The sequence below is a fragment of the Streptomyces sp. NPDC021012 genome (assembly GCF_044333355.1).
Lineage (GTDB): Bacteria > Actinomycetota > Actinomycetes > Streptomycetales > Streptomycetaceae > Streptomyces.
In genome coordinates this window covers 80,636-104,741 of record NZ_JBIRQU010000015.1, presented here as the reverse complement: position 1 = coordinate 104,741, position 24,106 = coordinate 80,636, and the positions used below count along the sequence as shown (strand labels likewise).

18 protein-coding genes and 1 pseudogene are annotated in these 24,106 nt (G+C 71.6%); 6 read left to right on the top strand and 13 right to left on the bottom strand.

Annotation, left to right across the window (positions count from 1 at the left end):
• The first annotated feature begins 129 nt into the window (after nt 1-129).
• Together ACH4TP_RS34250 and ACH4TP_RS34245 are read left to right on the top strand one after the other, a co-directional pair.
• The gene (locus ACH4TP_RS34250; RefSeq protein ID WP_398440128.1) at nt 130-2,313 is read left to right on the top strand and encodes a RecQ family ATP-dependent DNA helicase; all 2,184 of its coding nucleotides are present in this window, start codon (nt 130-132) and stop codon (nt 2,311-2,313) included.
• Between the two features lie 230 nt (nt 2,314-2,543).
• Nucleotides 2,544-3,173, top strand: coding sequence for a hypothetical protein (locus ACH4TP_RS34245; protein WP_398190825.1), 630 nt, complete (start codon nt 2,544-2,546; stop codon nt 3,171-3,173).
• Between the two features lie 73 nt (nt 3,174-3,246).
• On the opposite strand, the gene ACH4TP_RS34240 is transcribed toward ACH4TP_RS34245, so the two are convergent.
• Nucleotides 3,247-3,873, bottom strand: coding sequence for a hypothetical protein (locus tag ACH4TP_RS34240; protein WP_398440127.1), 627 nt, complete (start codon nt 3,871-3,873; stop codon nt 3,247-3,249).
• A gap of 106 nt (nt 3,874-3,979) precedes the next feature.
• Nucleotides 3,980-4,690: a ribonuclease HII gene (locus ACH4TP_RS34235; RefSeq protein WP_398440126.1), complete on the bottom strand. Its 711-nt coding sequence runs from the start codon at nt 4,688-4,690 to the stop codon at nt 3,980-3,982.
• Nucleotides 4,691-5,095: 405 nt separating this feature from the next.
• Here ACH4TP_RS34235 and ACH4TP_RS34230 point away from each other — a divergent pair.
• Nucleotides 5,096-5,272: pseudogene (locus ACH4TP_RS34230) on the top strand (MFS transporter); the annotation flags it as partial.
• 94 nt (nt 5,273-5,366) lie between these two features.
• On the opposite strand, the gene ACH4TP_RS34225 reads toward ACH4TP_RS34230, so the two are convergent.
• From ACH4TP_RS34225 to ACH4TP_RS34210, 4 genes are all read right to left on the bottom strand, one after another.
• Nucleotides 5,367-6,275, bottom strand: coding sequence for an ADP-ribosylglycohydrolase family protein (locus tag ACH4TP_RS34225; RefSeq protein ID WP_398440125.1), 909 nt, complete (start codon nt 6,273-6,275; stop codon nt 5,367-5,369).
• Nucleotides 6,276-6,287: 12 nt separating this feature from the next.
• The gene (locus ACH4TP_RS34220; protein ID WP_398440124.1) at nt 6,288-6,947 is read right to left on the bottom strand and encodes a histidine phosphatase family protein; all 660 of its coding nucleotides are present in this window, start codon (nt 6,945-6,947) and stop codon (nt 6,288-6,290) included.
• Between the two features lie 79 nt (nt 6,948-7,026).
• On the bottom strand, nt 7,027-7,632 hold the full coding sequence (locus ACH4TP_RS34215; RefSeq protein WP_389236671.1) for a YdbC family protein: 606 nt from the start codon (nt 7,630-7,632) through the stop codon (nt 7,027-7,029).
• 42 nt (nt 7,633-7,674) lie between these two features.
• Complete coding sequence (locus ACH4TP_RS34210; protein ID WP_398440123.1) at nt 7,675-8,409, bottom strand: arylamine N-acetyltransferase; 735 nt, start codon at nt 8,407-8,409, stop codon at nt 7,675-7,677.
• A gap of 237 nt (nt 8,410-8,646) precedes the next feature.
• Between ACH4TP_RS34210 and ACH4TP_RS34205 the strand changes: the two genes are divergently transcribed.
• A complete protein-coding gene (locus ACH4TP_RS34205; RefSeq protein WP_398440122.1) occupies nt 8,647-9,177 on the top strand; it encodes a TerD family protein in 531 nt (176 codons plus the stop codon).
• A gap of 141 nt (nt 9,178-9,318) precedes the next feature.
• On the opposite strand, the gene ACH4TP_RS34200 is transcribed toward ACH4TP_RS34205, so the two are convergent.
• Both ACH4TP_RS34200 and nrdR read right to left on the bottom strand, forming a co-directional pair.
• Nucleotides 9,319-12,219, bottom strand: a complete 2,901-nt coding sequence (locus tag ACH4TP_RS34200; protein WP_398440121.1) for a vitamin B12-dependent ribonucleotide reductase — start codon at nt 12,217-12,219, stop codon at nt 9,319-9,321.
• Nucleotides 12,220-12,392: 173 nt separating this feature from the next.
• The gene (gene nrdR / locus ACH4TP_RS34195; protein ID WP_030325324.1) at nt 12,393-12,902 is read right to left on the bottom strand and encodes a transcriptional regulator NrdR; all 510 of its coding nucleotides are present in this window, start codon (nt 12,900-12,902) and stop codon (nt 12,393-12,395) included.
• Between the two features lie 435 nt (nt 12,903-13,337).
• On the opposite strand from nrdR, the gene lexA reads away from it, so the two are divergent.
• Nucleotides 13,338-14,126 carry a transcriptional repressor LexA gene (gene lexA, locus ACH4TP_RS34190; protein WP_015036661.1) on the top strand — a complete coding sequence of 263 codons (789 nt, stop codon included), beginning with the start codon at nt 13,338-13,340 and terminating at the stop codon, nt 14,124-14,126.
• Nucleotides 14,127-14,238: 112 nt separating this feature from the next.
• Here lexA and ACH4TP_RS34185 read toward each other — a convergent pair whose 3' ends face one another.
• The 5 genes from ACH4TP_RS34185 to ACH4TP_RS34165 are packed head-to-tail and all read right to left on the bottom strand — an operon-like array spanning nt 14,239 to nt 22,500.
• Nucleotides 14,239-16,212, bottom strand: coding sequence for an ATP-dependent DNA helicase (locus tag ACH4TP_RS34185; RefSeq protein WP_398440120.1), 1,974 nt, complete (start codon nt 16,210-16,212; stop codon nt 14,239-14,241).
• 50 nt (nt 16,213-16,262) lie between these two features.
• Nucleotides 16,263-18,107 (bottom strand): IucA/IucC family protein, encoded by a 1,845-nt coding sequence (locus ACH4TP_RS34180; RefSeq protein WP_398440119.1) that lies wholly within the window; start codon nt 18,105-18,107, stop codon nt 16,263-16,265.
• A gap of 60 nt (nt 18,108-18,167) precedes the next feature.
• Nucleotides 18,168-18,824, bottom strand: a complete 657-nt coding sequence (locus ACH4TP_RS34175) for a GNAT family N-acetyltransferase (protein ID WP_389236660.1) — start codon at nt 18,822-18,824, stop codon at nt 18,168-18,170.
• 53 nt (nt 18,825-18,877) lie between these two features.
• A complete protein-coding gene (locus tag ACH4TP_RS34170; RefSeq protein WP_398440118.1) occupies nt 18,878-21,040 on the bottom strand; it encodes an IucA/IucC family protein in 2,163 nt (720 codons plus the stop codon).
• Nucleotides 21,037-22,500, bottom strand: coding sequence for a diaminobutyrate--2-oxoglutarate transaminase (locus ACH4TP_RS34165; RefSeq protein ID WP_398440117.1), 1,464 nt, complete (start codon nt 22,498-22,500; stop codon nt 21,037-21,039). Before ACH4TP_RS34165 ends, ACH4TP_RS34170 begins: the two co-directional genes overlap by 4 nt.
• A gap of 319 nt (nt 22,501-22,819) precedes the next feature.
• Between ACH4TP_RS34165 and ACH4TP_RS34160 the strand changes: the two genes are divergently transcribed.
• A complete protein-coding gene (locus tag ACH4TP_RS34160; protein WP_389236654.1) occupies nt 22,820-23,995 on the top strand; it encodes a trypsin-like serine peptidase in 1,176 nt (391 codons plus the stop codon).
• Nucleotides 23,996-24,106: the final 111 nt, after the last annotated feature.

Below are 24,106 nucleotides of genomic sequence, written 5' to 3'. Positions count from 1 at the left end.
TCGCGATCTCCCGAAATCCGAAACCCCTGTGGATAACTCCTGGAACAGGGCATTCGCCGCTCAGGCGAGTTATCCACAGGTTCGCCGTCTCATTCGCGCGATGTCCGAGGCATCGGGTTGCATGGGGGCATGACCCAAGCAGCCCCGCTGGAAGACCGCGCCGCCCTCCGAGCCGCCGCCGACGCCGTGCTCGCCCGTCTCGTCTCCGACCCGACCGGCAGGGCCAGACTGCGCGAGGACCAGTGGCGGGCCATCGAGGCCCTGGTCGCCGATCGGCGCCGGGCCCTGGTGGTGCAGCGGACCGGCTGGGGCAAGTCGGCCGTGTACTTCGTGGCGACCTCGCTGCTCCGCGAGCGCGGCAGCGGCCCGACCGTGATCGTCTCCCCGCTGCTCGCGCTGATGCGCAACCAGGTGGAGGCCGCGGCCCGGGCGGGCATCCGCGCCCGGACGATCAACTCCTCGAACACCGAGGAGTGGGAGACGGTCCAGGAGGAGGTGGCCGCCGGCGAGGTGGACGTGCTCCTGGTGAGTCCGGAGCGGCTCAACAATCCCGACTTCCGCGACCAGGTACTGCCACGGCTGGCCGCCGCCACCGGGCTGCTCGTGGTCGACGAGGCGCACTGCATCTCGGACTGGGGCCACGACTTCCGGCCCGACTACCGCCGGCTGCGGACGATGCTGGCCGACCTGCCCTCCGGTGTTCCGGTGCTGGCCACCACGGCGACGGCGAACGCACGGGTGACGGCCGACGTGGCCGAGCAGCTCGGCACGGGGGCGGGCACGGACGCCCTCGTCCTGCGCGGCCCCCTCGACCGGGAGAGCCTGAGTCTGGGCGTGGTCAGACTGCCGGACGCCGCGCACCGGCTGGCCTGGCTCGCCGACCATCTCGGCGAGCTTCCCGGCTCCGGGATCATCTACACGCTGACGGTCGCCGCGGCCGACGAGGTCACCGCCTATCTGCGCCAGTGCGGGCACACCGTGTCCTCCTACACGGGCCGGACGGAGAACGCCGACCGGCAGCAGGCGGAGGACGACCTCCAGGCCAACCGGGTCAAGGCGCTCGTGGCGACTTCGGCGCTCGGCATGGGCTTCGACAAGCCGGACCTGGGTTTCGTGGTGCATCTCGGGTCGCCCTCCTCCCCCATCGCGTACTACCAGCAGGTCGGCCGGGCCGGGCGAGGGGTGGAGCACGCGGAGGTGCTTCTTCTGCCGGGCCAGGAGGACGAGGCGATCTGGCGCTACTTCGCCTCGGTGGCCTTCCCGCCGGAGGAGCAGGTGCGCCGCACGCTCGACGTGCTCGCGCAGGCGGGCCGGCCTTTGTCCCTGCCCGCCCTGGAGCCCTTGGTCGAACTGCGCAGGACCCGGCTGGAGACCATGCTCAAGGTCCTGGACGTGGACGGCGCGGTGCACCGGGTCAAGGGCGGCTGGGAGAGCACCGGTCGGCCCTGGGTGTACGACACCGAGCGGTACGCGTGGGTGGCGCGTCAGCGGTCGGCCGAGCAGCAGGCGATGCGCGACTACGCGGCGGCGACCGAGTGTCGGATGGAGTTCCTGCGGCGCCAGTTGGACGACGAGGAGGCCGCTCCGTGCGGTCGCTGCGACAACTGCGCGGGCGCCCGTTTCGACCCGAAGGTGTCGGTGGCGGCGCTGGACGCGGCCAAGGGCGAACTCGGGCGGCCCGGTGTGGAGGTCGAGCCCCGGAAGATGTGGCCCACCGGGCTCGCCGCGGTCGGGGTCGATCTGAAGGGTCGTATTCCGCCCGGGGAGCAGGCGTTCGGCGGCCGGGCCCTGGGGCGGCTCTCGGACATCGGCTGGGGCAACCGGCTGCGTCCGCTGCTTGCCGACGGCACGCCGGACGGACCTGTGCCGGACGATGTGGTGCAGGCGGTGGTGCACGTGCTGGCCGACTGGGCCAAGGGGCCCGGGGGATGGGCCTCCGGGGCGCCGGACGCGCCGGCCCGGCCCGCTGGTGTGGTCACGGTCGCCTCCCACCGCAAGCCGCGTCTGGTGGGCTCGCTCGGACAGCGGATCGCCGAGATCGGCAGGATGCCTTTCCTCGGCGTGGTGGAGTACGCGCCGGAGGCGGAAGAGCTGCGGCTCTCGCGGACCAACAGCGCCCAGCGGGTCGTCGGTCTGCAGCGGACTCTGACGGTCCCTCCGGACCTGGCCGGGCGGCTGGCGGGTGCCGGCGGGCCGGTTCTCCTCGTGGACGATTCCTCCGACACCGGTTGGACGTTGGCGGTGGCGGCGCGGCTGCTGCGGCGCGCCGGAGCGGAAGGGGTGTTCCCACTGGTACTCGCCGTCCAGGGGTGAAACAGGTGGGGAAACGGGGAGTGAACAATGGGCAACTGGGCAGGGATATGAGAGGCATACCGACTCATTCCCGTCAGCGGCCTCAATTGCTCGTTGCCGCTCGCGCACGGGCCAGCAAGAATTGGGAAACCGCCCCGCACGGCCCGTCAGCGGTCCGGAAGGACTGTGCCGTGGTGCGCCCTCACCCGACCTTGCCCGCACCCAGCGGGCGCGTATCCGAAGGGAGGACCGTGACCCTCGGATTCGCTCCGCCCACAGCCGCCTCGCTCAGATCGTCGTCCGAGTCCGCCAGCCGCCTCGCCCGGATACTCGAGCCCTCGGAGTGGGCCGCGGCTGGAATTCCCCTGCTGCGCAATCCTCGTGAGGTCGTCAGCGGACTGCACTCGCGCCATGCGCCCACGCCCTCGACGGCGGTCCTCGCCGTCCTGGACCACGAGGAGCGGCTGGCCGCCAGTGCCTCGTTCGTCCGCCGCCCCGTCGCGGCGGACGGCTGGGAGTTCCGCAATGCGCTCCTGGCGCATCTGCGGCGGGTCATACCGCACGACCTCCGCAGACGCGCGCCCGTGAGAACCGCGGTCCTGCTGTACTGCCGCGAGGGCGACGAGCGCTGGACGGAGGAGGACGGAGCCTGGATGTGGGGGCTCCGGGACGCCTGCACTCTGCACGGGCTCCGCTGCGGCGCGTACATCACGCTGACCGGCGGGGGCTGGCAGGTGCTCGGTGAGGGCCGCGGTGGACGTCGGCCGAGCTCCGACTCGCTTCCCCTGCCGCTGGGCGAGGGAACGGCCGAGTTCGACCGGCTCACGCCGAGGACCGCGAGCGGCGCGACCGAACCCCTGCGCCGGGCCGCCGCACGCTGACCGCTCGGGCGGCGCCAGACCTCCGCCGGGCCCTCCGCCGGTCCCCGGTCGGGGCCGGCGGAGGAACGGCCGGTCAGACGCCGGCGCCCGCTCCGAGGAGCGCCGTGACGCGCTGCGGGTCACCGCAGACGACGAGCAGGGCGCCCGCGCGGGTCATCGCCGCCGGAAGGGCCCGGGCGGCCGTCTCCTCGTCGCCGCCGTTGACGGCGACGATCACCACGGGGCGGGCGGCGGCCCGCTCCACGGCGGAGGCGCCGACGAAGAACACGTCGTCGCCGGTGTCCTGTTGGGCCCAGTAGGCGGCCTCACCGAAGGACAGCTCGTGAGCCGCCCACGGGTGCGGGTCGCCGGTGGTGAGCACCAGGATCTCGCCGGGCGCCCGCCCGCTCTCCAGGAGCAGGTCCAGGGCCTCCTCGGCGGCGTCGAGCGCGCCGTCGAGCGGAGCCGGAATCAGCTGGAGCTGCGGGGTGGCGCGCTGGTCGGAACGATTCTCCGGGCTCTTGGCCGGAGACTGCCCGGCACCGGGCTTCGACGCCGGTGCGGCGGGCTTGGGCGGACCGGGGTGTCCGGGACGCGGAGAGGCCGCGGAACGCGGGCCGGGTACGGGACGGGGGGTCGACGCGGGGCGGCCGGCGGCCGCGGTGGCGCGGGGACCCTGGGCGCTCTCGTGAATCTGAGGCTCCTCGGGGATGAGAGGCATGAATGGATGTCTATCAAACGCCGCTGCGCGGAGCACCGGCGGGTGGGCACACATGTGCACCCCGGCCATGCGGACGGCCCTTCGGCAGGGCTCCGTGACCGGAAGTTCAGAAGTCGAAGCCGAGTTGGCCCCCGCTTTCCAGCGCGGCCGCCTCGGCGGAGAGGCGGACCTTCTTGAGGTGGCGCCACTGGGGCAGCGCGTCCAGGTACGACCAGGAGAGTCGGTGGTACGGGGTGGGCCCCAGCTCTTCGAGCGCCGCCTTGTGGACCGGCGAAGGGTAGCCCGCGTTGGCTCCGAAGGCGTACGCCGCATACCGGCCGCCCTCGCCCTCCAGCTCCGCCATGAGAGTGTCACGCCGGACCTTCGCGATGACGGAGGCTGCCGCGACGGCAATGCAGGACTGGTCGCCCTTGATCACCGTACGGACGTGCCAGGGACTGCCGAGGTAGTCGTGCTTGCCGTCCAGGATCACCGCGTCGGGGCGCACGGGAAGGCCTTCGAGGGCCCGGACGGCCGCGAGCCGCAGCGCCGCGGTCATCCCGAGTTCGTCGATCTCCTGCGGGGAGGCGTCGCCGAGCGCGTACGCGGTGACCCATCCCTCCAGCTCCGCCGCCAGCGTGTTCCGGCGCTTGGGAGTGAGCAGCTTCGAGTCGGTGAGCCCTTCGGGGGGCCTGCGAAGGCCGGTGACGGCCGCGCACACCGTGACGGGGCCGGCCCACGCCCCGCGTCCGACCTCGTCGACCCCGGCGACGATCTTGGCGCCGGTGGTGGCTCGGAGCGACCGCTCGACGGTGTGGGTGGGAGGTTCGTACGGCATGGCGCCAGACAGGTTACGCCGCCTGGTGCCGCCCGCGATACCCGGATTCGCCTCGGGCGGCGCCGGAGGGCCGTCCCACGACACCCGTGGCCGCGTCTCGGACGCTCCCGTCCCTGCTCAGGGGCGCAGCAGCGACGCCACGGCCAGCCGATCAATCCGGCGATCCCGCCGTCCGGCCATTCGCGTCCGCATACCTTGGAGCGGTACATCATCACGGCGGGGATGGCATCCGGCACAAGATCCTCGACGGCGTCGGGCCGCCCCCCCCATCCCTGCGAGATTCCTCGCTGCGGCACGTCTCGGAAGAGGTGCTTCGAGGAGTTCCCGACCACACCCGCCTCGATCAGTCCGTGAAAGCGCGCGGCGGACTCGGCATCGCATTCGTGAAGCACGACCCGCAGGGCGGAGCTGTGGCAACTGCTCGCCGCACGGGCCTTGCGGAGCGTGGGCGGCGCGATCCGCCTCGCCCACCTCGCTCGCGCCGATCACCACGACGTTCCCGAAGGACCGGAGCGCAACCGGGCGTTCGGCGTGTTCGCCGTGGTCTCCACCGGCGGTGGCACGTTCGGCCTCCCCATCGGCCTGACCACGCGCGCGTACCTGGAACCGCCCCGGGCCCGTACACGCCGGTGTCCCCCGGATCCCTGAGCGGGATCCCGGGGGACGCCGTGCCGTCTCAGGCCGCCTCGTCCGGAACCCATCCCGGAAGGGCCTCGGTCTGCCGGAGCCAGTCCGCCGGGGGTGTACCGGTCGTGGCGGAGGCGACCACTCCGCCGGCGATGGCGCAGGTCGTGTCGACGTCGCCGCCGACCTGCGCGGTCGTCCAGAACACCCGCTCGAAGTCGCCGAGCCCGCGCGCGGCCGACCAGAGCGCGAAGGGGACCGTGTCGTGGGCGCTCGTCCGACGACCGCTGCCGAGGACCGCGGCGACCGTGTTCGCGTCGCCGTAGTCGAGCATGTCGCGGGCCCTGCGCAGGCCCGCCCCGACCGCGCTGCGCGGCACGAGGGCGATGACCCCGTCGAGCAGCGCCTCGGGCGTGGGAGGCCCGGCCGGGTCGGCGGCGATCGCGGCCGCGGCGGCGACGGCCATGGCACCCACCACGGCCTCCCGGTGCTGGTGGGTGGTGTACGCGGAGATCTCGGCCTGGTGGGTCGCCTGCTCCGGGTCGTCGGCGTACCAGGCTCCCAGCGGGGCGATCCGCATCGCGGCGCCGTTGCCCCAGGATCCCTGCCCGTTGAAGAGCGCGGCGGCCAGCTCCCGCCAGTCGCCACCCTCCCGGATGAGCCGGAGCATCCGGTTGACCGCCGGGCCGTAGCCCCGGTCGAAGTCGTGGTGCTCCGCGAAGGACAGGGCCAGGGCGTCCTGGTCGATCCGGCCGTGGTGGACGAGGACGGCCAGGACAGAGCAGGCCATCTCGGTGTCGTCGGTCCACTGCCAGGGGCCGGCGGGCAGCTCGCGCCGCTTCAGCAGGGGGTAGTGGGCGGGTACGAAGAACTGGGAGCCCAGGGCGTCTCCCACGGCCAGCCCGCGCAGGCTGGCCAGGGCGCGGTCGAAGCGCCGGTCGGGTGAGGAGTCAGCGGTCATCGGTCTGCCACTCTATCCGGTGGGGCCGTACGGTTCCGGGGTACGCCAGCGTTCGAACGGCCTGTCCAGGCGGTATCTGCCGTCCTCGCCGAGGAGGAGCGTGCGGGTCTCGGCGTTGCCGGGGTTGGACAGCGACTCGAAGTCGGCGACCGTCCAGTGGAACCAGCGCATGCAGAACAGCCGCATGGTCAGCCCGTGGGTGACCAGCAGGACGTTGGGCGGATGGTCGGGCGCCTCGAAGCTGCGGTACAGGCTCTCCAGGAAGGCGCCGACGCGGTCGTAGACATCGGCGCCGGACTCGCCCTGGGCGAAGCGGTAAAAGAAGTGCCCGTACGCGTCCCGGTAGGCCTTCTGCAGGCGTACGTCCTCCCGCTCCTGCCAGTTGCCCCAGTCCTGCTCCCGCAGCCTCGGCTCCTCCCGCACCCGGACTTGCTCCGCGGGGAGCCGGAAGGCCCGGAGGGTCTCGTGGGTGCGGCGGTACGGCGAGACGTACACGCTGACCGGTTCCTCCCCGAAGAGCTCCCGCAGCCGTTCCCCCGTCTCCTCCGCCTGCCGCCACCCGGTTTCGGTCAGCCTCAGGGCGTGGTCGGGCTCCCGTTCGTACACCGTGTCATCGACATTGCCCTCGGACTCTCCGTGCCGTACGAGAACGATGCGCCGCGGTCTTGCCATACCTCGACCCTAGATCGCCGCTCTCCGGCAGGCTCAGCCGAGGTGGTGCCCGAAGTCCATCCGGGGGAGATCGGCGGGCTCAGACGGTCCAGGACGGTTCGAGCTGCACCACGTCCCCGTTCAGGGCCGCCACGTCGGCAGCGGTACGGGCCCGCAGCCCGAGCCGTTCCACGCGTTCGACCCGGTACTTTCCGTGCTCGGCGGCGGACTGCCACATCGAGAGCACCAGGAACTCGCTGCCGGGCGCCTCGCCGAACAGGCCCCGCAGCATTCCGGGAGACCCGGCCATGGCCGGGTTCCACACCTTCTCCTGCATGAGCGCGAAGTGCTCGGCCCGGTCCTCGTGGACCCGGCAGTGCGCCACCCGTGCCACGTCGGCGTCGGCGAACCGCGGCTCGAAGCCGGTCTTCACGTCGAAGCGGTGGTCGAAGAGCTTGACCTGGATGTCCTTGAACGTGCCCACCTGCGCGGCCGCGAGACGGTCGTGCGACCGCGCCATGAACGAGTCGTAGAAGGCCCGGCTCTCCCAGAACGCGAAGATGTGGGCGACGTCCGGGCGACCCCGGCTCCACCCGCCGCCCTGTCCCCGGAATCCCGGCTCACCGAGCAGCCCCGCCCATTTCCGCTGTCCCCGCTCGAACCCTCGACGGTCGACCACGGTGCAGCGAATCCACTTGACCAGCACCGCGCCATCGTACGGGGCCGGAGGGCGCCCCGGCAGACCCCGTCAGGCTCCCGCCGCCTGCAGTCGCTCCAGACCCGCGCGCTCCTCTGCGTCCAGTTCGATGCCGAACTCGGCCTCCAGAGTCGCGGTCAACCCGTCGGCCGTCACGATCCGTTCCTCGACGGATCCGTCCGCGCTCACGAGTGAGAGGGTCTCGCGCAGCAGCGATCTCCGCACGTCCGCGCCCGGTCTCTGGGCCACGACCTGGCCGAGGAAACGTGACTGCGGATGGCTGGAGCTGTAGTGGTTCAGGACGGTGAAGTCACCGGGCTGGTACTCCTGCGGCGAGAACGCGTACACGTCCATCCAGCCCGTCGACCGCAACGAGCGCAGCACATGGGTGCCGTCGTCCTCGATACCGATGCCGAACGTCCAGCCGTCCTGCTCCACGCGCACGCCGTCCCGGAGCGGCACGGGCTCCAGCGGCCCCTGCCAGCCGAACCCGACGTCGGCGAGCCACTGTTCGCCCTCGACCGTCACCGCGAGGAGCGCGTGGGTGACCGGCGGCAGCGTCGCGCCCCGCGAACGGTTGCGCGCGCCGCGGCCCTCCACGTGGAAGCCGATCTGTTCGAGGGCCGCCGCCAGGAGGGAGTTCTGCTCGTAGCAGTAACCTCCCCGACGCCGCTCGACGAGCTTGACCTGAAGGCTCTTCAGGTCCAGGGGTATCTGCCGCCCCAGGGCGACGTCGAGATTCTCGAAGGGGATGGCCGAGGCATGGGCCCGATGAAGGGCCGTCAAGGTCCGCAGATCAGGGGCAAGTTCCCCGTCCCGCCCGGTGTCGTATCCGATTCTGGCCAGATATGCGTCGAGATCCAGCTCGTCACCGCTCCACAAACCGCTCTCCCCCTCAAGCGTCGGGTCCTCTGTCGTAGGCACATGACACCATGAGTAATCGGCCCACGACCACGGGCTTTTGAGCGGTCGACGGTACGAGGCTAGGCGTGCGCGGGGGCCCGCGCGGAGAGGGGAAGCATCATGAGCGGACTCAACAAAGGGGTGGGGCGCGTCGAGGTCACGCTCAAGTGGGACCCCGCCCCGGCCGGTGCGCCGGCCCACGACCTGGATCTCGTCGCCGGGGTCTTCACCGCCGGCGACCCGCACGGCGCGCCGGCCCATCTGGTGCACTTCGGGAGCCGCTCCCCCGACGGCACGATCACGCTTCACCGCGACAGCCGCACGGGCCAGGGCTTCGGCTACGACGAGGCCATGACGCTGGAGCTGGACCGGCTGGACCCGCGGTACACGCGCGTGGTGGTGGGCGTGGCCATACAGCAGGGCGGTGGGCCGCTGACCTTCGGCGACATAACGAACACGGGCATACGGGTCCGCGAGGGCTACACCGACCTGCTGACCCACGACTTCGCGGACGTCCCCGGGGCCCGCTCGGCGACGGTCGTCGAGTTCACCCGCGACGGAGCGGACGGCTGGTCCTACCGCGCGATCAGCCGCGGCTTCGACGCCGACCCGCAGGCCTTCGGCACGCTCCTGGGCTCGGCCGCGTCCTGAGGTCCCCGGCGCACGTGGTTGCCCGGAAGCCCCCGGCGTACGCGGAAGGGGCGCCGACCTGTGGTCGACGCCCCTCACGGGCGATCGGAGAGCCGATCCGGTGCGCTCAGCGGCTCCCGCCGTTCAGCGCACCGGCCGCCGTCAGCTGCAGCCGCTGGTCGAGCCGCAGCCCTCGCAGATGTAGCAGGAGCCGGCCCGCTGCATCTTCGTGCCGCAGGAGAAGCAGAGCGGGGCGTCGGCGCTGATGCCGAGCTGCATCTCGACGAGCTCCGCGGAGGTGTGGGCCTGCTTCGGGGCCGGGACCTCGGCCTTCGGGGCCGGGACCGGGGCCGCGACGGCCTTCAGCTCCTGGGTGCGGGGCGCGGACTGGGCCAGGGCCTCGACGTCGACGTCCTCGTCCTCGGGCTGCTCGTACGAGCCGGTGTCCAGGTGACGCTGGCGCTCCTCGGCCGAGTGGATGCCGAGGGCGGAGCGGGTCTCGAAGGGCAGGAAGTCCAGCGCCAGGCGGCGGAAGATGTAGTCGACGATCGACTGCGCCATCCGCACGTCCGGGTCGTCCGTCATGCCGGCCGGCTCGAAGCGCATGTTGGTGAACTTCGAGACGTAGGTCTCGAGCGGGACGCCGTACTGCAGGCCGACGGAGACGGCGATGGAGAAGGCGTCCATCATGCCGGCGAGGGTGGAGCCCTGCTTGGACATCTTCAGGAAGACCTCGCCGAGACCGTCGTCCGGGTAGGAGTTGGCGGTCATGTAGCCCTCGGCGCCACCGACGGTGAAGGAGGTGGTGATCCCCGGACGGCCCTTGGGGAGGCGCTTGCGGACCGGGCGGTACTCGACGACCTTCTCGACGGCCTCGCGGATCGTCGCCTCGGACTTCGCGGTGACCTCGGCCTTCTCGTCCTCCTTCTTCTTGGCGGAGAGCGGCTGGCCGACCTTGCAGTTGTCGCGGTAGATCGCGAGCGCCTTGACACCCATCTTCCAGGCCTCGAAGTAGACCTCCTCGACGTCCTCGACCGTGGCCGTCTCCGGCAGGTTCACGGTCTTGGAAAGGGCGCCCGAGATCCACGGCTGGATGGCGGCCATCATGCGGACGTGGCCCATCGCGGAGATGGAGCGCTCGCCCATGGCGCAGTCGAAGACCTCGTAGTGCTCGGTCTTCAGGGCCGGGGCGTCGACCACGTTGCCGTGCTCAGCGATGTGGGCGACGATCGCCTCGATCTGCTCCTCCTGGTAACCCAGGCGGCGCAGGGCCTGCGGGACGGTGCCGTTGACGATCTGCATCGAGCCGCCGCCGACGAGCTTCTTGAACTTGACCAGGGCGAGGTCGGGCTCGAGGCCGGTGGTGTCGCAGGACATCGCGAGACCGATGGTGCCGGTGGGGGCGATGACCGAGGCCTGGGCGTTGCGGAAGCCGTTCTTGGCGCCGAGGCGGACGACGTCCTGCCAGGCCTCCGTGGCGGCGGCCCAGATCGGCGAGTCGAGGTCGTCGAAGCGGACGGCCTTGGTGTTCTCGTCGGCGTGCTGCTGCATGACGCGCTGGTGCGGCTCGGCGTTGAGGGCGTAGCCGTCGTACGCGCCGACGACCGCGGCGAGTTCGGCGGAGCGTTTGTACGAGGTGCCGGTCATCAGGGAGGTGATGGCGCCGGCCAGGGCGCGGCCGCCGTCGGAGTCGTACGCGTGGCCGGTCGCCATCAGGAGGGCGCCGAGGTTGGCGTAGCCGATGCCGAGCTGGCGGAAGGCGCGGGTGTTCTCGCCGATCTTCTGGGTGGGGAAGTCGGCGAAGCAGATGGAGATGTCCATCGCGGTGATGACGAGCTCGACGACCTTGGCGAAGCGCTCGACGTCGAAGGACTGGTTGCCCTTGCCATCGTCCTTGAGGAACTTCATCAGGTTCAGCGAGGCGAGGTTGCAGGACGTGTTGTCCAGGTGCATGTACTCGCTGCACGGGTTCGAGCCGTTGATGCGGCCGGACTCGGGGCAGGTGTGCCAGTGGTTGATCGTGTCGTCGTACTGGATGCCCGGGTCGGCACAGGCCCACGCCGCCTCGGCCATCTTGCGGAAGAGCGCCTTGGCGTCGACCTCCTCGATGACCTCGCCGGTCATGCGGGCGCGCAGGCCGAACTTGCCGCCGGACTCGACGGCCTTCATGAACTCGTCGTTCACGCGGACGGAGTTGTTGGCGTTCTGGTACTGGACGGACGTGATGTCGTCGCCGCCCAGGTCCATGTCGAAGCCCGCGTCACGGAGGGCGCGGATCTTCTCCTCCTCCTTGACCTTGGTCTCGATGAAGTCCTCGATGTCGGGGTGGTCGACGTCGAGGATGACCATCTTGGCCGCGCGGCGGGTGGCGCCGCCCGACTTGATCGTTCCCGCGGAGGCGTCGGCGCCGCGCATGAAGGAGACCGGGCCGGAGGCGTTGCCGCCGGAGGAGAGCAGCTCCTTGGAGGAGCGGATGCGGGAGAGGTTCAGGCCGGCGCCGGAGCCGCCCTTGAAGATCATGCCCTCTTCCTTGTACCAGTCGAGGATCGACTCCATGGAGTCGTCGACGGACAGGATGAAGCAGGCGGAGACCTGCTGGGGCTGCGGCGTGCCGACGTTGAACCAGACCGGCGAGTTGAAGCTGAAGATCTGGTGCAGGAGGGCGTAGGCCAGCTCGTGCTCGAAGATCTCGGCGTCGGCGGGCGAGGCGAAGTAGCCGTAGTCCTCGCCGGCCTTCGTGTACGTCTTCACGATCCGGTCGATGAGCTGCTTCAGACCGGTCTCGCGCTGCGGGGTGCCGACCGCACCGCGGAAGTACTTGCTGGTGACGATGTTGACCGCGTTCACCGACCAGAAGTCGGGGAACTCGACGCCACGCTGCTCGAAGTTGATCGAGCCGTCGCGCCAGTTGGTCATGACGACGTCACGGCGCTCCCAGGCCACCTCGTCGTACGGATGCACGCCGGGGGTGGTGTGGATGCGCTCGATGCGCAGGCCCTTGCTCGCCGACTTGGCTCCCTTGGTACGGGAACCACGTGCCGGGCCGCTCGCCGTCTCTGTCATGCCGCCTCCCATATACGGGCAAAACACACTTTGGCGCCCAGAAAGTCCCAGGGCACCGTCTTCTGTACGTCTTTCTGTACTGCTGCCACAGGGACCGCAGGGGTCACCCGGGGCACGTCTACCAGGCCGCACGGCGGCCGGTCGCCGGGCCGACGGACGGCCCGGACCGCCGATCAGTCGGCGGCGGTGGCGGGAACGGGGACCTCAGGGGTCGCACCGGTCCCGCGGTTCTCAGCGGGAGGCCGCACGCGGAGCTCCGCGATGGCGGCCTCGAAGTCTTCGAGGCTGTCGAAAGCCTTGTACACGGACGCGAAGCGCAGGTACGCGACGAGGTCGAGCTCCTGCAAGGGGCCGAGAATGGCCAGACCCACGTCATGGGTGGTCAGCTCGGCGCTTCCGGTGGCGCGCACCGCCTCCTCGACCCGCTGGCCGAGCTTGGCGAGGGCGTCCTCGGTGACCGGTCGCCCCTGGCACGCCTTGCGAACGCCGGAGATGACCTTGGTACGGCTGAAGGGCTCGGTGACGCCGGAGCGCTTCACCACCATGAGCGAGCACGTCTCCACCGTCGTGAAACGACGGGAGCAGTCGGGGCACTGGCGGCGGCGGCGGATCGACGTCCCGTCGTCGGTGGTGCGACTGTCGACGACGCGGCTGTCGGGGTGCCTGCAGAAGGGGCAGTGCATGGTTTCCGACCCTCCTCAAGGCACGACTGACGAGCCTCACGCGGCCCGTCAAGGCCCTGCGAGGCGACCACCAGCATAGGCGATCCGAGCACCCCCGGCAGACCGGGACCACTACCCCTGGGCGGTTGATGCCATCCAACCACTAGATCTAGGGTTGAGGCGGTTTCGGGCCCCCGCGTGTCGCGGCGCGGGCGCTACCGCGGATCCGGGCCTCCGGGTGCGACACTGGGACTGCGCGCCGACTGCGCGCGGCCCAGCGGCGAAGGCTACCTTAACGACCGATTTGGGACGGCGCCGTGAGCGCGCTCATACACCCCCGCACATACACGCGTAAGGCAATCCGCGAATTTTCACTCGAACGTGTGTTTGGCGCAACCTTTCGAAAGCTACTACCGTTGTGCCAGCCAGGGAGACCATTCGAGAGGGGCCGACGACGTGACCACCACCGCAGACAGTGCCACCATCACCGCCCAGGACCGCTCCCAGGGCCGACTCGAGCCGGTGCATGCCATGAATGACGCAAGCATGAACGGTGAGGAGCCCGGGCGGCCCGCCCGCGCCCTCCCCGGGCGACCTCCAGGCATCCGCGCCGACAGCTCCGGACTCACCGACCGGCAGCGCAGGGTCATCGAGGTCATCCGCGACTCGGTCCAGCGGCGCGGCTACCCGCCGTCGATGCGGGAGATCGGCCAGGCCGTCGGCCTCTCCAGCACCTCCTCCGTGGCCCACCAGCTCATGGCGCTGGAGCGCAAGGGCTTCCTCCGTCGTGACCCGCACCGGCCCCGTGCGTACGAGGTCCGCGGCTCCGACCAGCCGAGCACCCAGCCGACGGACACCACCGGCAAGCCGGCCGCGTCGTACGTCCCGCTGGTCGGCCGGATCGCGGCAGGTGGTCCGATCCTGGCCGAGGAGTCCGTCGAGGACGTCTTCCCCCTCCCCCGCCAGCTGGTCGGCGACGGCGAACTGTTCGTCCTGAAGGTCGTCGGCGACTCGATGATCGAGGCCGCCATCTGTGACGGCGACTGGGTCACCGTCCGCCGCCAGCCCGTCGCGGAAAACGGCGACATCGTCGCCGCGATGCTCGACGGCGAGGCCACCGTCAAGCGCTTCAAGCGCGAGGACGGCCACGTCTGGCTGCTCCCGCACAACGCGGCGTACCAGCCCATCCCCGGCGACGAGGCCACCATCCTCGGCAAGGTCGTGGCGGTGCTGCGGCGGGTGTGACATCCCGCCGGCTCTGACCGGGCCCCGGGACCCCTGCGCCGGTCCCGGGGCCCTGCCGTGTCCTGGCACGACGGATCTCCGTCGTGCCAGGCCCCTTCCAGGCGTCCGCCGTCTAGGCGTCCGTCGTCTTCGAGGCGGTGTCGATGGCCGCGAGCGACTTCCGTACCTGGTTGCGGTCCGTGGTGTACCAGAAGTCGGGCAGCGAGGCCTTCAGGTAGCTGCCGTAGCGGGCCGTGGCCAGCCGGGGATCGAGGATCGCCACGACCCCCCGGTCACCGGTGGCCCGCACCAGCCGGCCGGCGCCCTGGGCCATCAGCAGGGCCGCGTGGGTCGCCGCGACCGCCATGAAGCCGTTGCCGCCGGCCTCCTCGACGGCCTTCTGCCGGGCACTCATCAGCGGGTCGTCCGGACGCGGGAACGGGATCTTGTCCATGACGACCAGCTGGCAGCTGGGCCCCGGGACGTCCACGCCCTGCCAGAGCGAGAGCGTGCCGAAGAGGCAGGTCTTCGGATCGGCCGCGAAGTTCTTGATCAGCTCGCCCAGCGTGTCCTCGCCCTGGAGCAGGATCGGCAGCTCCGGGATCCGGGTCCGCAGCTCCTCCGCCGCCTGCTGCGCGGCGCGCATGGAGGAGAAGAGACCGAGGGTCCGCCCGCCGGCGGCCTGCATCAGTTCGGTGAGCTCGTCGAGCATGTCGCCCCGCTGCCCGTCGCGCGCGGGCTTCGAGAGGTGCTTGGCGACGTACAGGATGCCCTGCTTCGGGTAGTCGAACGGGGAGCCGACGTCGATGCCCTTCCAGACGGGCAGGTCGTCGCCCGTGGTGCCCTCGGGGGCCAGCCCGAGGGAGGCCCCGACCCCGTTGAAGTCGCCGCCGAGCTTGAGCGTGGCCGAGGCGAGCACCACGGACCGCTCCGTGAACAGCTTCTCCCGCAGCAGCCCCGAGACGGTCAGCGGCGCGACCCGCAGCGAGGCCCCGAACCGGTCGTGACGCTCGTACCAGACGACGTCGTACTCGGAACCGTGGGTGATCCGCTCCGCGACACCGTGCACGGTCTCCACGGACGCCATGGCCTGCTTACGGACCGCGTCCTCGTCCTGCACGGCCCGGTCCCGGGTGTTGCCCAGGGCCGTGATCACGGCGCGGGCCGCGTCCCGCAGAGCCATCAACGCGTACGCGAGGTCCTCCGGGATCTCCTCCAGACGGCCCGGCAGCGCCAGCTCCATGACGCGCTCGAAGCCCTCCGCCGCCGTCTGCAGCTGATCGGCCGTCTTCTCGTCCACGAGCTTCGCGGCCCGGCGCACGGCGCGGTTGACCTGGCCCGGCGTGAGCTCGCCGGTGGCGACGCCCGTGACGCGGGAGACCAGCTCGTGGGCCTCGTCGACGATCAGCACCTCGTGCTGCGGGAGCACCGGGGCGCCCTCGATGGCGTCGATGGCGAGCAGGGCGTGGTTGGTCACGACGACGTCCGCGAGCTTGGCGCGCTCGCGGGCCGCCTCGGCGAAGCACTCCGGCCCGTACGCGCACTTGCTCGCGCCGAGGCACTCCCGGGAGGAGACCGAGACCTGGGCCCAGGCCTTGTCGGAGACGCCCGGCGTCAGGTCGTCCCGGTCGCCGGTCTCCGTCTCGTCCGACCAGTCCCGCAGCCGCAGCAGGTCCTGGCCCAGCTTGCTCGTGGGCGCGGCCGCCTCGAAGGGATCGAAGAGGCCGTCCTCCTCGTCCTGCGGGACGCCTTCGTGGAGCCGGTGCAGGCAGAGGTAGTTCGACCGGCCCTTGAGCATGGCGAACTGCGGCCGGCGGCGCAGCTGCGGATGCAGCGCGTCGACCGTCCGGGGAAGATCACGCTCGACGAGCTGGCGCTGGAGCGCCAGGGTGGCCGTGGCCACCACCACCCGCTCGCCCTGGGCCAGCGCCGGCACGAGATAGCCGAGCGACTTGCCCGTGCCGGTGCCGGCCTGGACGAGGAGGTGGGAGTTGTCGTCGATGGCCTCGGCCACGGCCTCGGCCATGGTGACCTGGCCGGGCCGCTCCGTGCCGCCGACGGCGGTGACGGCGGCGTGGAGGAGGTCGGGGAGGGATGGCTTCGTCATAGCCCTTCCAGCCTACGGGGCGGCACTGACAGCCGGGTCACGCGCACACCTCATGCGAGCGGGTTGGGGACGGTGCCGTGGACGGCCGCGTGCGGACGCTCGGGCCGGTCCCGGTAGCCGTCCAGGTGCAGACGGTTGCGGTTGAGACAGAGCCGCTCGATCCGCGGGGTCAGGAGGTCGAAGAGCTCGAACCGTTCCTTCAGCTCGGGGAAGCGCGCCTGGTGCCGCAGGATCTCCGCCCGGACGAGGCTCCAGAACTCCTCCTCGGGCACACCGAGTTGTTCCTCGCACAGCGGCGCCAGGTAGCGGAAGACCCCGACGAAGAGCCCCGAATGGATGAACTGGATCAGGAAACCGGGCTCCTCCGTCAACAGGACGGCGCGGACATCATCCGGGAGGGTGGCGTGTTCGGGGAGGGGCTGGGCACAGATGTTCACATCGTCGACGAAGTCCTTGATCGCCAGACGCACGGGGACGTCGTCGCCGTCGTACACGACGATGGCGTTCTCGCCGTGGGGGGAGAAGACGGTGCCGTATCGGTAGAGGAAGTGCAGCAGCGGGGGGAGCAGTGCGGTGAAGAGGTGCTGGAGCCAGACGGCCGGGGCGAGCCCGGAGCGCTCGACGAGCTCGGCGACGAACGCCCGTCCTTCGGGGTCGGTGTGGAGGAGGGAGGCAAGGGTGCGGGCGCGCTCGCCAGGGGGCAGGCGCAGCGGTTCGCGCCAGATCGCGCCGAGCAGCTCCTTGTACTGGTACGGGACTTCGGGCAGCCGGTCGTACAGGGGGTGCTCGACCGTGACGGAGGCGACCTCGCCGAGGAGGATCACTCCGCACTCGTCCCGCAGGAACGGGTCGTCCTCGCGCAGGCCCTGGACCCAGGCGGTCACGGCGGGCGCGGCGAGGGTCCGCTCGGTGGGCAGTCCGCGCCAGACGAGGGTGTTGAGCACCGACAGCGGCAGCTTGACGGTGTGCCGGTCGGGGCGGCTGGTGTTGAGGAAGGTACGGACGGACTGCTGCGGCAGACGCAGATCCCCGTCGGCGGGGAGCGGGACGACGGTCCCGGCGGCGATGGCCGGGGCGTAGAGCGGCAGCAGGACCTCGTCCCACTGCCAGGGGTGGACGGGCAGCAGGAGATAGCCGTCGGGTTCGTGGCCGCGGGCGGTCAGCGCCGCGCGGAAGGCGGCATGCGTCTCGGGGTCGAGTTCCCGGGCGTACAGCAGGTCGGGGGTGTCGAGGCCGGACACCCCCCGGTAGGCGGCGAGGCGGTTGCTGACGGCGATCCACGGCAGTCGGGTCGCGCGGCGGGCCTCGGGTGCCCAGCGGGCGGCGTCGGTGGCGGAGAAGCCGATGCGGCCTTTGTTGAGGACGAGCCAGGGGTGGCCGGTCTGGTGGCCTTCGAGTTCCGCGTAGGAGAGCTCGGCCAGGCGGGCGGCGGTGAGGGCCGTGTGGTCGAGGCGGGTGTCCGCGGCGAGCGTCGTCGAGAGCTCGCGGATCAGATGGCCGAGGGTGGCGCCGTCGAGTCGGAGGAGGCGGCGGGCGCGGAGGAGGAATTCGAAAGGGTCGGTGAGGGGCCGGCCTTCGTGGGTGATCGAGTCGGCGGTGACCCGCCAGCTGCCGTAGGCGCCGCGGCGGGCACGGAAGGTGAGCGTGGTGCCGTCGTCGAGCCGGAGTGCGTGACGGTCGGGCTCTCCTTCCCCCATGGGAACGGGTTCGACGATCTCCTCGTAGGCGAACTCGGAGAGGGCCTTGGCGAGGAGACGGGAAGACGCCCGCGTCCAGGCGGTGGCGTTCAGCTCGGGGGGCGCGAACAGTTCGGGTGCCTGCACGGGGCCGGGGGTGGGAGCCGGGGTGGCAGGGACGGGTCGTGCGGAGTCGTGAGGTGCAGGGGATGTCGACACGAGGACTCCTCGGAGTGGGAACCGCTGTGGGACGAGCGGAGTTGGTCAGACAGAGGGTGTTCACAGAACGTGACGCAGGGCCCGGTCACGGATCATGAGCGCGGCTCTTTTGTCGGGAAGGTCGACTTCCGCCGCGAAGCGGAAGCCGCCGCTGAGGAACGCGGAGACGGAGGGGGTGTTACGGATGTCGGGTTCGGCGAGGACGCGGGTGCAGCGGGGACGGTGGTCGAGGACCAGATCGGCGACGGCACGCAGCAGCGTGGTGCCGACGCCGCGCCCCCGGTCGGTGACGCCTCCGATCAGCAGGTGGATACCCGTGTCGTGGAGAAGCGCCGGGTAGTACCGGGCGAGCGGGTCGAGATCGGCGCGGTAGATCTCGAAGTAGCTCATGGGTGTGCCGTCGAGGACGCCGAGGCAGGGGACGCTCCGGCCGTCGCCCTCCAGTTGGGCGCGGACGTGTTCGGCGGTGACGGTGTCGGGTCCGGCGAGCTCCCAGAAGGCGGCGACCGCGGGGTCGTTCATCCATCGGGCGAGCAGCGGCAGGTCCCGTTCGAGTCGTACGGGTACGAGCTGGAAGGAGCCCGCGGTGGTGGCGGCGGGTCCCCAGGCGGCGACGGAGTCCAGCAGATCGCCGTCGAGGAGGGCGACGAGGTCGTCGACCCTCAGGTCCAGGGTGTCGTCCCCGGGCGGGTCGGCCGGTGGGCGGGTGGGTGACACGGTGTCGCTCTCCTCTCGGAGGTGCGGTCGGGGCGTGGGCGCCGCCGGCGGTTTCAGGTACGGAGGGGGTTGGTGACGGTGACGTACACGGACTGGGTGTCGACGGGTCCGACGAGCTCGTCCAGGCCGTGCAGGCGGGTGAGGAGATTGGCCTTGGTGCGCAGGGTCGCGGCTTCCAGGAGCCGGTGCGGAAGGGGTGAGCCCAGGCTGGTGGAGGAGGTGAGGAAGCTGCGGAAGGCGGCGAGCAGGACGCGTTCGTCGGCGAGGTGCTGGGCGCCGAAGGCGCCGATCAGACCGAGGACGTTGTTGATGCCGAGGTAGTAGGCGAAGCGCTCGTCGGTGACCTGGTCGGAGACGAAGGTGTCGCTGTCGGCGCCGATGCCGGGGAGGCGGCTCTCCAGCTCGCCCCGGTGGGACTCGCGGAAGTAGTAGCCCTGGTTGTCGCGGTAGCGACCGCCGATCGGCCAGCCGTCCGGGTCCAGGAGCACCAGGGTGTTCTGCTGGTGGGCCTCCAGGGCGATGCCGGCGTGGCCGTCGAGCCAGAGGACGGGGCGGATGACCTGGTCGAGGTAGCGGAGGAACCACTCGGCGGCGACGGCGGTCGTGGGGCGGCCGGTGCGGGCGGAGAGCCGGCCGATGATGTCGGCGAGCCGGGAGCGCATGGTGGTGGCTCCGGGCCAGGGGCGGGGTGCCGTGAGGGAGGCGATGCAGACGGCGTCGTCGCCGGGCCCGAAGGGGTTGTGGCGGACCATGACGTCGAGGCCGGGGACGGGGGTGCCGTCGGGGGCGTCGACGGCGAGCCAGGCGGGGTCGCGGACGATGTCGAAGCCCGGGTGGGCGGCCTGCCACTCGTCGACGAGGCCGGTGCGGAGCAGCCGGTGGACCTCGACGCCGCGGTGGAGTTCCTTGCGGAGGTTCTCTCGGCGGGAGTTGGTGATGCGCAGGCCGAGGGAGAGCTTGAGCATGGCCCGGGCGCCCGGGCGGTGCACGGTGCGGACGGAGGAGGTGGGGTGCCAGGGGCTGCCGTGGAGGCCGAGGTCGTGGAGGAGGCCGGTGTCGAGGAGGGCCCGGACGTCGGGGCGGTGCAGGAGTTCGCGGGCCTGCCAGGGGTGCAGGGGCAGCGGTGCGGTGCCGGCGGGGAGCGCGAGTCCTTCGGCGAGACCCGAGGCGAGTTGTTCGGCGGTGACGGGCCGGCCCTGTTCGGTCCAGGCGGAGTCGGTGGCGAGGAGGGTGCGGTCGACGGCGAACCAGTGGAGGGGGAAGGAGCCGTGGAGTTCGGGTGAGTAGATCCGCCCCTCGGCCTCGGAGAGTCCTTCGCGGCTCTTGGGAGTGGGGTGGAGCGGGTGCCCGAGCAGCAGGGACTGCTCGGCGGCGAGGAAGAGGTCGGCGTCCGGGTGCGGCTGGGGCCTGCGGCGGCGCTCGGTCAGGAAGTCGGCGGTGCGGCGGGCGGAGTCGGCGACCCGGCCGACGAGCTCGATGCCCTCGGGGCGGCCGGTCTCCCGGCTGATCAGGGCGGCCACCGTGACGGCGTCGGCGGCCGGCGCCGAGGCCGGGAGTCCTTCGAGGGCGGGGGCGCCGAAGCGGTGCCAGCCGGTGGACGACCAGTAGCGGACGGGGACGAGGAGGGCGGTGCCGCTGGCGTCGAGGGGGATGCGCAGGGTGGTGGAGCCGGGGGCCGGGAGGTTCTTCTCCCGGACCCAGCAGCGAAGGAGGTTCTCGACGGCGGCCGCGTCGGCGGCCCGCTGCGGGTCGGGGTCGTCCAGCGGGTCGGGGGTGCCGGCCGGCCCCGGACGGGGGGCCCGGGGCTCGTACGGCCCGGCGTGCTGGCGCGGGACGGTGGGCTCTGCGGCAACACGTGCCCCCGGGCCGAGCGGATCGGGGCCGAGCCTGCTGAGCCGGTCGGGGCCGAGCGGATCAGGGCCGAGTGGATCCGGGCCGAGTGGATCCGGGCTGAACGCCTCGGCGCCGAACGCATCCGAGCCGAGTGCCTCGGAGTCGAGCGGATCCGGGCCGAACGCCTTGGAACCGAACACGTCCGAGTCGAGTGCCTCGGGGCCGAGGGGGTCAGGGCCGAGCGTCTCAGAGGCGAGTGGATCCGGGCCGAGCCGCTCGGGGGTGAGTGAGTCGGGGGCGAAGGGCTTGGAGGTGAGGGGGGTCGAGCCGGGGGCCTCAGGGCTGTGGGGGGTGGGGGCCGGGGAGGTGGGGGTGGCGTTCACGGGGCTTCCTTGGGGGTGGGGCGGGGGCGGGCCGGGGCGGCGGCGGGCCGGGGGGCCGGGGCCGGGTGGGGGGTGTGGGCCCGTTCGGCCGCGGCGAGGGCGTCGGCGAAGCGGTCGAGGACGGCGGTGGCCTGCTCGTCGGTGAGGGTGAGCGGGGGCAGGAGCCGGACCACCGCCGAGTGGCGGCCGCCGAGTTCGACGATGAGTCCGCGGGCGAGGCACTCCTGCTGGACGGCGAGGGCCAGGGCGGGGGCGGGGGGCGGTGCGGTGTCGTGCGGTCCGGCGGCGTCGGGATCGACGAGTTCGACGCCGATCATCAGGCCCCGGCCGCGGACGTCGCCGACGCAGGGGTGGTCGGTGGCGAGGCCGCGGAGCCGGTCGAGGATGTGGGCGCCGAGGGTGCCGGCCCGTTCGGCGAGCTTGTTCTCGCGGACGTACGCGAGGGTGGCGGTGCCGGCGGCCATGGCGAGTTGGTTGCCTCGGAAGGTGCCGGCGTGGGCGCCGGGTTCCCAGGCGTCGAGCGCCGACCTGTAGACGATGACCGCGAGGGGGAGGGAGCCGCCGATGGCTTTGGAGAGGACCATGACGTCGGGCACGACGCCGCTGTGCTCGACGGCCCAGAAGGTGCCGGTGCGGCCGACCCCGGTCTGGACCTCGTCGACGATCAGGGGGATGGAGCGGTCGGCGGTGACGCGGCGCATCCGGCGCATCCAGTCGTCGGGGGCGGGGATGACGCCGCCTTCGCCCTGGACGGCCTCGACGATCATTCCGGCGGGGGTGGTGACGCCGCTCTTGGGGTCGTCGAGGAGGTTCTCGGTCCAGTGGGCGGCCAGTTCGGCGCCGCGCTCGCCGCCCACGCCGAAGGGGCAGCGGTACTGCTGGGGGTAGGGCAGCCGGGTCACGCGGACGTCGGTCGCTCCTCCCGAGGCGTCGAGGGCTCCGGCCGTCATGCCGTGGTAGGCGCCGGTGAAGGCGAGGAGCCCGCTCCGGCCGGTGGCCGTCCGGACGAGCTTGAGGGCCGCCTCGACGGCGTCGGTGCCCGCCGGTCCGCAGAACTGGATGCGGGCGTCGTCGGCGAGTTCGCCGGGGAGGGTGGCGAACAGTTCGGAGGTGAAGGCGTCCTTGACGGGGGTGGCGAGGTCGAGGACGTGGAGGGGCGCCCCCGAGTCGAGGACCTTCCTGATGGCTTCCAGGACCACGGGGTGGTTGTGGCCGAGGGCGAGTGTCCCGGCGCCGGACAGGCAGTCCAGGTAGCGGCGGCCGTCGGCGCCCTCGATGGTCAGCCCCCGGGCCCGCACGGGGACGATCGGCAGGGACCGGGCGTAGGTGCGTGCGGCGGACTCGCGCTGGGACTGGCGGCGCAGGATGCCCTCGTACTCGCCCCCTTGGCTCTGGTCCGTCGGCCGGGTCTGCGTGCGCGCGGCCGGTGAAACGGCCGGAGCTGGTTCGGTCACGGCCACGGCTCGGTGTCCTCCCGCGGTAACAGTTGTGTTGCACATCGGGGCGTCGTGGAGCCGCCGCAAGGGCCGTTCCGAACGCCACCGTTGTGTCCCCCGTACGTACCAACGACGGGAACTGCCGGGGATCACGGGCCGGGAGGCAGGAACTTGGCGTGTCCCGGATCACGGCACGGCAACGGTCGAACGGTGTCCGGAACCGTGGACGGGGCTCGTACCGTCCCCTCCGGCACCGGCATAGTGGGGGCCGTCGGCCGTGTCCGCGAGGACCGGCCGCCGTTCGCCCATGCACACGTTGACGTAGTCCCAGGGGGATCACCAGATGCGATCGATTCGTCCGCTGCTGATGGCGGCTTCCGCCGTCGCGGCGCTGACGCTCACCGTCACCGCCTGCGGTCCGAGCGAGGAGAACGCGGGGGGAGACAAGCCCGTCGCGCCCGTGAGCCTGGACCCGAACAAGATCAAGATTCCGGAGGACCTGAAGGAGCGCCTGAAGGAGCACGGGATCGACCTCGACAAGTGGCGGAACGGCGAATGGAAGAACTGGGACCGCGACAAGTGGCTGCGTGAGGCCAAGGACTTCGTCAACCCGATCATCGAGGACCTCTGGGACCCGGACCGGATGCGTGAGGCCGAGCGTCCCGACAAGCCGGTCGAGGAGGAGGACATCTCGGGCGACAAGGGTGTCACCGACCCGACTCCGGACCCGGTGAAGGCGAAGGCGGTGGCGGCGAAGTACCACGCCAACGCCGCCGAGTCCGGCAAGGTCTTCTTCGACAGCCCCGAGGGCTCGATGGTCTGCTCGGCCACGGTCGTGCAGGACCCCGCGCACCCGGGCAAGTCCAACCTGGTCTGGACGGCCGGGCACTGCGTGCACAAGGGCAAGCAGGGCGGCTGGTACCGCAACATCGCGTTCGTGCCCTCGTACAACGACTCGGCGATGGAGACCTCCGCGCTGGAGAAGGCGAAGCGGGAGCAGATCGCCCCGTACGGCGTGTGGTGGGCGGACTGGGTCAAGACCTCCGACCAGTGGATCGCCGAGGGCGCTTCCACCGGCGGCGCCGGCGCTCCGTACGACTTCGCGGTCATCAAGGTGACCCCGGAGAAGGGTGCCTCGGGCAAGTCGCTGGAGGAGACGGTCGGTTCGGCGCTCCCGGTGAACTTCAACGCCCCCGCGGTGCCGAAGATCGCGAGCATGACGGCGACCGGTTACCCGGCGGCGCCGCCGTTCGACGGCCAGAAGGCGTTCCAGTGCACGGACAAGCCGGGCCGGCTGTCCCTGAAGGCCGAGCAGCCGACGATGTACCGGATCGGCTGCACGATGACCGGCGGTTCGTCCGGCGGCGGCTGGGTCGCCGAGGGTGCCGACGGCAAGCCGGCGCTGGTGTCGAACACCTCGATCGGCCCGTCGACGGCGGGTTGGCTCGCGGGTCCGCGCTTCGGCCCGGAGGCCAAGGCCGTCTACGACGAGGTCAGCAAGAAGTACGCCGGGCAGTAGGCACGGTGTGACACGGAGGCGGGACCGTCGGGTCCCGCCTCCACCCGTGTCCGGCCCAAAGGGCATACTGTGCACCGCTCATGACACGTCCATGGCAATACCAACGGGGAA